At 45.2% G+C, this 8,108-nt stretch carries 10 protein-coding genes and 2 pseudogenes; 5 read left to right on the top strand and 7 right to left on the bottom strand.

The features are described from left to right. A pseudogene (locus IM456_RS10945) lies at positions 1–410 on the bottom strand (DUF2887 domain-containing protein); the annotation flags it as partial. 42 nt (positions 411–452) lie between these two features. Here IM456_RS10945 and IM456_RS10940 point away from each other — a divergent pair. Further along, a complete protein-coding gene (locus tag IM456_RS10940) occupies positions 453–650 on the top strand; it encodes a hypothetical protein (protein WP_002739031.1) in 198 nt (65 codons plus the stop codon). Positions 651–667: 17 nt separating this feature from the next. Then, complete coding sequence (locus tag IM456_RS10935) at positions 668–1,033, top strand: type II toxin-antitoxin system death-on-curing family toxin (RefSeq protein ID WP_287693229.1); 366 nt, start codon at positions 668–670, stop codon at positions 1,031–1,033. A gap of 197 nt (positions 1,034–1,230) precedes the next feature. Here IM456_RS10935 and gatA read toward each other — a convergent pair whose 3' ends face one another. Continuing rightward, positions 1,231–2,682, bottom strand: coding sequence for an Asp-tRNA(Asn)/Glu-tRNA(Gln) amidotransferase subunit GatA (gene gatA, locus IM456_RS10930; RefSeq protein ID WP_002739155.1), 1,452 nt, complete (start codon positions 2,680–2,682; stop codon positions 1,231–1,233). A 135-nt stretch (positions 2,683–2,817) separates the two neighbouring features. Between gatA and IM456_RS10925 the strand changes: the two genes are divergently transcribed. The 3 genes from IM456_RS10925 to hetL all read left to right on the top strand — a co-directional run bounded on the left by IM456_RS10925 (position 2,818) and on the right by hetL (position 5,104). Continuing rightward, positions 2,818–3,828, top strand: a complete 1,011-nt coding sequence (locus IM456_RS10925) for a DUF6398 domain-containing protein (RefSeq protein WP_287693228.1) — start codon at positions 2,818–2,820, stop codon at positions 3,826–3,828. A 196-nt stretch (positions 3,829–4,024) separates the two neighbouring features. Then, complete coding sequence (locus IM456_RS10920) at positions 4,025–4,387, top strand: ArsR/SmtB family transcription factor (protein WP_002758508.1); 363 nt, start codon at positions 4,025–4,027, stop codon at positions 4,385–4,387. Between the two features lie 54 nt (positions 4,388–4,441). Further along, positions 4,442–5,104 (top strand): heterocyst differentiation pentapeptide repeat protein HetL, encoded by a 663-nt coding sequence (gene hetL, locus IM456_RS10915; RefSeq protein WP_287693227.1) that lies wholly within the window; start codon positions 4,442–4,444, stop codon positions 5,102–5,104. Positions 5,105–5,229: 125 nt separating this feature from the next. On the opposite strand, the gene IM456_RS10910 is transcribed toward hetL, so the two are convergent. The 5 genes and pseudogenes from IM456_RS10910 to IM456_RS10890 all read right to left on the bottom strand — a co-directional run. Next, positions 5,230–5,367, bottom strand: coding sequence for a photosystem II reaction center protein K (locus tag IM456_RS10910; protein WP_008206475.1), 138 nt, complete (start codon positions 5,365–5,367; stop codon positions 5,230–5,232). Positions 5,368–5,417: 50 nt separating this feature from the next. After that, a complete protein-coding gene (tgt, locus tag IM456_RS10905) occupies positions 5,418–6,542 on the bottom strand; it encodes a tRNA guanosine(34) transglycosylase Tgt (RefSeq protein WP_149986732.1) in 1,125 nt (374 codons plus the stop codon). Positions 6,543–6,622: 80 nt separating this feature from the next. Further along, a complete protein-coding gene (locus tag IM456_RS10900) occupies positions 6,623–7,084 on the bottom strand; it encodes a hypothetical protein (protein WP_004163378.1) in 462 nt (153 codons plus the stop codon). Between the two features lie 210 nt (positions 7,085–7,294). After that, positions 7,295–7,936, bottom strand: coding sequence for an ATP-dependent Clp endopeptidase proteolytic subunit ClpP (gene clpP, locus IM456_RS10895; protein WP_223210720.1), 642 nt, complete (start codon positions 7,934–7,936; stop codon positions 7,295–7,297). An 18-nt stretch (positions 7,937–7,954) separates the two neighbouring features. Beyond that, a pseudogene (locus IM456_RS10890) lies at positions 7,955–8,108 on the bottom strand (RNA-guided endonuclease TnpB family protein); the annotation flags it as partial.

Genomic DNA, 8,108 nt, shown 5'->3' with positions numbered 1-8,108 from the left:
TCTAAAGCTTCCTGATACACTTTAGTTTGTTTTAAATCGCTTAAACTAAACATCGCTTCTATCTCCTTTCTACTGACTTGGGGTAACTTATAAACCAAAATTGTCTCTATCAATTCTAAAAGTTCTTGCTGTTGTTTGACTTTAGGTAATTCTTGTCTAATCCGTGGAATTAATTGTTTTCCTTGCTCGATCGCTCTTGCGGTTGGTGCTACAATTAATTGTAACATCGATATACCCAGGGATTCCCCTTCCCTTAATTCCTCGAGATAAAAACGTAAAATCCTGCCTGAGTTGATTAACTCCCCATAACGAGCAGTCTCTAAGCTTTCCACTGAACGCCAAGGATAAATAACTACTCCCTGCCAGTTGTTGCTTAAGTCCGTTTGGTGGAGATAGAGGAGGATCTCACTGAGGTTATAATGTTAAATATTTAGACTATTGAGAGGTTTTTAATGGCTTCCATTACTGTTAATATCTCAGATGAGCAGTTTCGACGATTACAACAGTTAGCTCAGAACAGTCAAGTTTCCCCTGAAGACTTACTCAGTGCCAGCATAGAAGATTGGTTGGTTGGTCCTAAAAACGAATTTACTCAAGCATCAAGCTATGTACTCAAGAAAAACGCTGAACTTTATCGTCGTTTAGCATGATACGCTATCTAACATTAGTGGAAGTCCTCGATTTACATGATCAAATTATTCAACAGTCCCAAGGAGCTATGGGTATTCGTGACCTAGGTTCTCTAGAGTCTGCTATTGCTCAACCACGCATGACATTTGGTGGGCAGGATCTTTATCCGACAATTGTTGATAAAGCTTCAGCTTTGGGGTTTTCAATTGTGATGAATCACCCATTTCTTGATGGCAACAAGCGCACTGGTCATGGGGCAATGGAAACATTTCTGGTGTTGAATGGACTAGAGATTAATGCTTTTGTAGATGAGCAAGAACGAGTCATTTTAGCTTTAGCCTCTGGTGAATTAGAACGTGTTGCCTTTACCAATTGGTTACGGCAACACGTTGGAGCAAGCTAACACCGTGTTGGATTCGACCTTACCAAAGTGATTTATAAAAGCCAAAGTTTGGCGGCTGCCGCTCAACTTAGAATGGGATGACGAAGTAACAGCTTTTTCGGTAACTTTTCCCCAATTAAGAGAAGACTTGAGACATTTTCAGTGTTGCCGATTTTTACTTGATGGCTACCGGCAAAAGATAGCCATCGGCAATTGTATCAATTTGTAAAAGATGGTTGACGTTTGTGCCAATCGGTGGCCTGTTCGTAGGCGTGGGCGACGTGAAATAATTGATCTTCGCGCAGCACATTACCCACTAATTGTAAACCGATCGGCAAACCTTGCCCATCAAAACCGCAGGGAAGACTTAACCCGGGTAAACCGGCTAAATTGACGGGAATAGTCATTAAATCCGATAAATACATACTCAGAGGGTCCGCCGTTTTTTCCCCAGCTTTAAAAGCTGTGGTCGGTGAAGTGGGAGAAACTAACACATCTACCGATTGAAAAGCTCGATCGAAATCCTCTTTGATCAAAGTCCTCACCTTTTGTGCTTTGAGGTAATAAGCATCATAATAACCCGCCGAGAGGGTGTAGGTTCCCAACATAATCCGGCGCTTGACTTCCGCACCAAAACCCTTAGCGCGAGTCTTGGTGTACATATCAATCAAACTATCGGCATCTTCCCGAATACCGTATTTAACCCCATCGTAACGGGCTAAATTCGCCGATGCTTCCGAGGGGGCGATAATGTAGTAGGTGGGCAATCCGTAACGGAAACGGGGACAGGAAATCTCTTTAATTGTGGCACCGAGGGCCTTTAACTGCGCTAAAGCTTGATTAACTGCCTCAGCAACCACCTGATCCAAACCTTCCCCGAAAGTTTCCTTAATTACGCCAATTTTTAGCCCTTTTAAACTGGTTTTCAGGAATTGGCTATAGTCGGGAATCGGCAGATTGAGACTGGTAGAATCTTGGGGATCGTAACCTGCGATCGCTTGTAATAAAATCGCCGCATCTTCTACGGTACGACCAAAGGGACCGATCTGATCGAGAGAAGAAGCGTAAGCCACCAAACCAAAGCGAGAAACCAAGCCATAGGTCGGTTTTAGCCCGACAACGCCACAAAATGAAGCCGGTTGACGAATTGAGCCACCGGTATCCGATCCTAGGGCGACCACGCATTCTTGAGCGGCCACAGCCGCAGCCGAACCCCCCGAAGAGCCACCAGGCACCCGGGATAAGTCCCAGGGATTAGCAGTAACGTGATAACCGGAGTTTTCTGTGGAACTACCCATAGCAAACTCGTCTAAATTGGTTTTACCGACGATAACTGCTCCTAAATCCCGTAATTTTTGGGTAACGGTGGACTCGTAGGGGGGGACAAAATTCTCTAAAATCCGGGAAGCGCAGGTGGTGGGGATACCCTTGGTGCAGAGATTATCTTTTAATGCGATGGGAATACCTGCTAACAGATGCAGCGATTCACCCCTGGCGATTTTCTCGTCCACTTTTTGGGCTTGTGCGAGGGCTAAATCCGGGGTTAAATGGAGAAAGCTTTTTACTTGTGGTTCGATCGCTTGAATACGAGCGAGAAATTCTGTGGCGATTTCGACGGCTGTTTTTTCTTTATTAACGAGTTGTTGATGCAGTTGACGAATCGAAGTCATGTTCAGTTACCGGTTACAACCACCGTCAGGAGCAAGCAACAACCCCGGACAGCAAAGACTATTTTAGCGTCAGTTTGGCTGTAGGTCAGCTAATCCCCTAAAATTAAAGGAAAGCCTCGGAGGAAAACTAGAGTTATGACTTTTAATATCCGACAATTAGATAATTTAGACTACGATGAAGCCGAACCCTTATTAGAAGATTATATTACTGGAGCGATCGAAGAATATATCAATTCGCCAGAGGGAGAGGCCTATTATCAAGAAAAAGAAGAAGGTGGTGGTTGGATTGCTACCTTTGTCGAGTTGGGCTATCTCTATGAAGGTTATACCCTTGCTACCATGACTAAAGCATATGTGCAGATCTTAATGGAGAAGATTTTACCACGCAAAATTACTATACTCGATCCGACGGAAACCGAAGATGCTATCCCTGAATTAATTAGTTTTTGGCAATTTTTGGGACGAGAATATAAATTAACTCAGGCTAAGGCTATTATTAAATATTTAGAGCAATTAGGAGATCGCTTTGGTCAACTGATGAACGATCCCAACAGTGCCGGTTTTATGAAAAATCTCCTGTTACAAGCGCATCAGCAGGGTTTTGATATCACCAGTCAGGAGGGTTTAACAGCTTTTCAAGAAAAATATAATGCTGAACAACGTGCTAAACAGCAAGCGGCAGCAACATCGAAAAAAACGCCCCCAGCTGTTTCTAAATCGGAAAATGTTCCCAAGGCAATGCAGGTCAAATATCAAGAAATTATCGATATTACCGATAAATTTGCCGCTAAATATCTTAATGAAGAATACGCCCAACTTATTCGCCAATTAACTGCAACTTTAGCTCGTGAGCGTCCCTCTCCCCTAGAAAAAGGTAAAGCCAATTCCTGGGCTGCTGGCATTACTCACGCCCTAGGAATGGTCAATTTTCTCTTCGATCCTACTCAAAATCCCCACATTTCGGCCAAAGAACTTTATCAGGCTTTTGGGGTTGCTCAAAGTACAGGACAAGCTAAATCAAAACAAGTGAGAGATTTACTGAAGATGTCCTATCTTGACTCAGAATGGGCTTTACCAAGCAATTTAGAGAACCATCCTAGCACTACGGTCCGGCAGTTAATCAGTACCATGCTCGGTGATAATTAGGGTTTGCTGAAAAAGTCTGTTGGTGGAGCTAGGAGGCACTCTTGCAGCAGTAGATTCCTGAATGACCCAATCTCGATCGAGCTTGCAGACTAGACTCTAGTTACCTCTCCAGTTAAACTATAGTAGTCAATAGTTATAAAGTTTTAAACGATAACCTATTGTCAGCCTTTTTAACTGGTCACTTTATTACCTACCTATGTTAGACAGTTTCTCCCCCCAAACCTCTAGCGTCGTCCTCGCTTCGGTGGCGGACTATTTCAAAGTCCTGTCGGAAGTCAGTCGCCTACAGATTCTCAGTTGCTTGCAATTAGGCGCGATGAATGGTAAAGAAATCGCCGAAGCTACCGGACTGGGTCAGGCCAATCTCTCCAAACACCTGAAAGCTTTAACCCAAGCGGGAATTATCTCGCGGCAACCCCAAGGAGTCAGCGTTTACTATCAAATTACCGACCCCGTGATCTATGATCTCTGTAAGGTGGTTTGCGATCGCATTAGTCAGCAAATGCGTCAACGGGCCCGAGAATTCGAGAGTCTGCCAACTTTCCATCTCCCTAAATAAAAATTACCAAACCCTTGACATTTTGCCTCAATTATGATATAGAAAAAAATTTCCATGCTCCTAGAAGAACTTTGTCAACGCTATCGGGAGGGAGAAAGAGATTTTCGGGGTATTAATTTGCGGGAAAGCGACTTAACTAATATTGCCCTCCCAGGAGTCAATTTTTGCCGTGCCGATCTGCGACAGGCGCGGTTAGGAAAAATACGCCTCGCGCGATCGCTGCTGAGAGAAGCGGATTTAAGTGAGGCGATTCTCTGGGGAGCAGATTTAAGTCAAGTGGACTTTTATCGAGCTTGTTTACGCGATGCGGACTTAAGCGGGGCTAATCTCATCGAAGCCAATTTAGAAGCCACTTATTTAACCAAAGCCGTCTTAAACGGTGTTAATCTCAACAGTGCTAATCTCCAGCAGGCCGTATTAATCGATACGGATTTTCGCTCCACTTCCGACCAACGCACGGACTTAGGCAAAACTAACTTTTGCGGAGCCGATCTCAACTATGCCAATCTGAGCGGCTCCCTGTTATATCGAGCTAATTTCGCTGATTGCCGACTTTGCCGGGTTAATTTTCGTGCTAGTCCCGAAAGAGACGGATTTATTACCGATCTCACCGGGGCCAGTTTCCGGGGTGCGGATCTCAGTTATGCCGATTTGCGCGGGGCAATTTTAGAAGATGTGGACTTGACTGATGCTGATTTAACCAGGACTTTGTTTTAATCTGGGGAGGTTTTTCAGGGATCAGTAATCAGTAAACAGTGAAAAGATGTCATTTCACTTAAAACTCAAATCCGATAACTGATCACTGATCACTGCTCACTGATAACTGATAATTGAGGGTCGATTTATTTAAAACCGACGGATGCTTGCCAAACAAAGGCCAGCAAGAGGAAAAATAGGGGAATCAGGGGCAAGACATCGACTAAGGGGTCGAAAATTTGGTATGCTTCCGGCAATTTGGCCAACAAAAGTGCAGTTTCCATCTCTCTATCTACCTTGACAAGAAAATTTTCAAACGTTTCCTGAAATTTTATCACGTTGGGGTAACATCTACGGCATCCTCAAGCCAAGGGGCAAAATCTTGGGCAAAAGTCCCCCCTAGGATAGATTGACGAATTTCACGGGTAAATCTGATTAATTCGGCGATATTGTGCAGAGATAAGAGAATATAACCCAACATTTCCCCCGATTTAATTAAATGATTCAGATAGGCACGGCTAAAGTGTTGACAGGTGTAGCAGGGACAAGTCTCGTCTAAAGGGGCGAAATCCTCCTTAAAACGGGCATTTTTTAGGTTCCAACGCTCCCCCCGTACTAAAGCCGTGCCATGGCGACCAAAACGGGTGGGAATGACGCAATCAAACAGATCTATGCCACTAGCGATCGCCTTGGCCATTTCTCGATAGGTTCCCACTCCCATCAGGTAACGGGGTTTATTTTCGGGGAGTAAAGGGGCAGTTATCTGGACAATGCGATGAATTAGGCTCGTTTCTTCCCCCACACTCACGCCACCGATAGCATAACCGGGTAAATCGAGTTTTACTAAAGATTCCGCCGCCGCTGCCCGTAAATCCTCATAAATTCCCCCCTGCACTATGGCGAATAAAGCCTGTTGTTGGGGTCGTTGATGGGCCCTCAGACAGCGCTCTAACCAGCGATAGGTGCGTTCTATGGATGCTTTCATGGTCTCATGACTGACTCCCGTGGGGGGACATTCATCGAAGGCCATAATCACATCAGCACCGAGGGCATTTTGAATCTGAATCGATTTTTCTGGCGTAATTTCGATTATTCTACCGTCCCGGGGCGATCGAAAGGTGACTCCCGATTCTTTAATTTGCCGCAGTTGACTGAGGCTAAATACCTGAAATCCACCAGAATCTGTTAATATTGGCTGATTCCACGCCATAAACTCGTGTAAACCTCCCGCTTTCTCGATAATACTTTCTCCAGGCTGCAGATGCAGGTGATAGGTATTAGCGAGAATCATTTGCGCCCCCGTGCTGGCGATTTGAGCGGGGGTCAAACCTTTCACCGTGGCCAAAGTTCCCACGGGCATAAAACGGGGTGTTTCTACCGGTCCGTGGGGAGTATGCCAAACCCCAACCCGCGCACCAGTTTGGGGACACCTGGCGATTAATTCAAAGGAAAATCCCACTGTTTCAGTTATCAGTTATCAGTTATCAGTTATCAGTTATCAGTTATCAGTTATCAGTAACCAGTATTTTTGCTCGCTGCCTAAAAGGGGCAATCGTTGTCGTCTTCGTCTTCAAACTGCACATCCCACTTAGCAGAAAGTACCTGAGTAACCATGGCTTCGAGGGTATCGGCATTGAGACGGGCTTTCATATCGGGGTCTTGGAGTGGATTACTCAGGGGAATTAGCCGTAATTGCCGATTGTCTTGGATCAGATCAAAATAGGTTTCACCGTCGGGAGAGCGGGTTAAACGCAGACAATCGAAGCTATAGGTATTGAGATAAAGACTGTAGTTAGCAACTAGGGTGCTTTGCTGATAATCGGCGAAAACTTCCACTATCCATCCCTCCCCTTCACTCTGAATCACTCCTTCGAGACTATGGATGTAGCGAACTCGTCCGAGATCATCGAGGAGACGACGCATATCTTCTTTAGCGATGACCACGCCAGAATCAATAATACAGGGGGCGGGCAGGGGCTGTGAGGGTGGATGATAGTTCATAGGGATGCCAGTAAAAAAATTTCCTTTTATAACCCACCGGGGGGTTTCTACCGATTCCTGTTGCAATTTTCTTCGGGTTACGTCTCGATCTTAACCCAATCCGCTAGAACTTTTCATTGTTATTTAATATTAATAACGGCGATCGATGATTAATTTCCGCTTACTAAATATTTACAAAAATCTGGGTAGACAGAGCCTACCCAATCATAACTATTTACTGGGAGGGTTAGAAGCGGAAGGACTGCGATCGATCACTTGATCGATTAAACCATAGTCCAGAGCCTCTTCGGCGGACATAAAGAAATCCCTTTCCGTATCCTCGGCGATGAGGTCGAGAGGTTTACCCGTATGACTAGCTAGGTGTTCATTGAGTAATTGTTTGAGATAGAGAATTTCTTTGGCCTGAATTTCGATATCGGTGGCCTGACCTTGGGCACCGCCGAGGGGTTGGTGAATCATGATCCGCGAGTTGGGTAGGCTCATTCTTTTGCCCGGTTTGCCGGCACTGAGGAGAAAAGCCCCCATACTGGCAGCTAAACCAATACAAATGGTGCTGACATCGGGACGGATTTGATTCATGGTGTCAAAAATCCCTAATCCGGCCGAAACGGAACCACCGGGGGAGTTGATATACAAGTAAATATCTTTTTCGGGGTCTTCTGCTTCTAGAAAGAGTAATTGGGCGACGATTAGGTTAGCTAGGTCGCTGGTTACTTCTTGTCCCAAAAAGACGATTCTTTCCCGGAGTAGTCGGGAGTAGATATCGAAGGCGCGTTCGCCCCGGCCTGTGGTTTCAATAACGGTAGGAATCATTGCGCTTTCTTGTCTTGCTGCTGCGGTTAGTTTTTTGATTTTGACATACTCCCACCGTCAAGCTACGCTGTGACGGGGGATTCTTGACCTATCACTATCGGAAATTCCTTGTTCAACGAGACAGCTTAGATTCTCAATGTCTCCACTGAAAATCCAGAGGCCGGACTCTCCCAAGGCGTTTGGGTCGGTTTCTGTTTGCCCAACAGTACCG

The organism is Microcystis sp. M079S1, from assembly GCF_020246425.1.
Lineage (GTDB): Bacteria > Cyanobacteriota > Cyanobacteriia > Cyanobacteriales > Microcystaceae > Microcystis > Microcystis aeruginosa.
This window is presented reverse-complemented; position numbering and strand designations above follow the sequence as displayed.

Coding starts and splice junctions, on each gene's coding strand:
- IM456_RS10940 (WP_002739031.1), top strand. CDS start 453: ATGGCTTCCATTACTGTTAATATCTCAGATGAGCAGTTTCGACGATTA.
- IM456_RS10910 (WP_008206475.1), bottom strand. CDS start 5,367: ATGGAAACTGCACTTTTGTTGGCCAAATTGCCGGAAGCATACCAAATT.
- IM456_RS10925 (WP_287693228.1), top strand. CDS start 2,818: ATGACTTTTAATATCCGACAATTAGATAATTTAGACTACGATGAAGCC.
- hetL (WP_287693227.1), top strand. CDS start 4,442: ATGCTCCTAGAAGAACTTTGTCAACGCTATCGGGAGGGAGAAAGAGAT.
- gatA (WP_002739155.1), bottom strand. CDS start 2,682: ATGACTTCGATTCGTCAACTGCATCAACAACTCGTTAATAAAGAAAAA.
- IM456_RS10920 (WP_002758508.1), top strand. CDS start 4,025: ATGTTAGACAGTTTCTCCCCCCAAACCTCTAGCGTCGTCCTCGCTTCG.
- IM456_RS10900 (WP_004163378.1), bottom strand. CDS start 7,084: ATGAACTATCATCCACCCTCACAGCCCCTGCCCGCCCCCTGTATTATT.